The 1,340-nt window shown below is 71.9% G+C and carries 1 protein-coding gene; it reads right to left on the reverse strand.

All coding sequences use genetic code 11. From position 1 onward, the window contains the following. Positions 1-112: 112 nt before the first annotated feature. Entirely contained in the window at positions 113-1,297 is a 1,185-nt protein-coding gene (locus tag CH341_RS31295; RefSeq protein ID WP_281023739.1) for an acetyl-CoA C-acetyltransferase, read from the reverse strand. Positions 1,298-1,340 lie beyond the last annotated feature (43 nt).

Here is a 1,340-nt window from a genome sequence, read left to right on the forward strand (position 1 = left end):
CCGCCGCCGAGCCGCGCACAAAAAAAAGCGGCCCGGGCGGCAGCGCGCCCGGACCGCGAGGAGGCCCGATCGGGGGCCGGTCGGGCGCGAGGGCCCGGCCGGCGGACCGCCGTCAGGCGCGCTCGACGCACATGGCGATGCCCATGCCGCCGCCGATGCACAGGGTGGCGAGACCCTTCTTGGCGCTGCGGCGCTTCATCTCGAACAGCAGCGTGGTCAGGACACGGGCCCCGGAGGCGCCGATCGGATGGCCGAGCGCGATGGCGCCGCCGTTGACGTTCAGCTTCGCCGGATCGAAGCCCATCTCGCGGCCGACCGCGCAGGCCTGCGCCGCGAAGGCCTCGTTGGCCTCGACGAGATCGAGATCGGCGACGCTCCAGCCGGCCTTCTCCAGCGCCTTGCGGCTCGACGGAACCGGGCCGATGCCCATGATGGCCGGGTCGCAGCCGGCCGTCGCCCACGAGGCGATGCGGGCGAGCGGGACGAGCCCGCGGGCCGCCGCGTCCTTGGCGCTCATCAGCACCAGCGCCGCGGCGCCGTCGTTGATGCCCGAGGCGTTGGCGGCCGTGACCGTGCCGCCCTTGACGAAGGCGGGCGGCAGCTTGGCGAGGCCGGCGGCCGTGACGCCGGCGCGCGGATACTCGTCCGCCGACATCACCACGTCGCCCTTCTTCGACGTGATGGTGACCGGCACGATCTCGTCGACGAACTTGCCGGCCTTCTGGGCGGCCTCGGCCTTGTTCTGCGAGGCGGCCGCGAAGGCGTCCTGCTCCTCGCGCGAGATCGACCACTTGGCGGCGACGTTCTCGGCCGTGTTGCCCATGTGATAGCCGTTGAAGGCGTCCCACAGGCCGTCGCGGATCATGGTGTCGAGAATCTCGGCCGGGCCCATCTTGATGCCGGCCCGCAGATAGGTCGCGTGCAGCGAGCGCGTCATGCTCTCCTGCCCGCCCGCGATCATGATCGAGGCGTCGCCGGTGGCGATCGCCTGGGCGGCGAGCGCCACGGTGCGCAGGCCCGAGCCGCAGACCTGGTTCACGGTGATCGCGGTCTTCTCGGCCGGGATGCCGGCCTTGATGGCGGCCTGGCGGGCGGGGTTCTGCCCCTGGCCGGCGGTGAGGACCTGGCCGAACACGACCTCGTCCACTTCGCCCGGCGCGACGGAGGCGCGACGCAGGGCTTCTTCGATGGCGATGCGGCCGAGCTCGTGTCCGGCGAGCGGGCTGAGGGTGCCGTTGAACGATCCGATCGGGGTCCGCGCCGCGGACACGATCACGACGTCAGTCATGGCTGTCATTCCTTGAGGGAGATTTCTTCTTGGAAGGCAGAGGCCCGCCGCC

It is taken from the genome of Rhodoplanes roseus (assembly GCF_003258865.1).
In the GTDB taxonomy this organism is placed as follows: Bacteria; Pseudomonadota; Alphaproteobacteria; order Rhizobiales; family Xanthobacteraceae; genus Rhodoplanes; species Rhodoplanes roseus.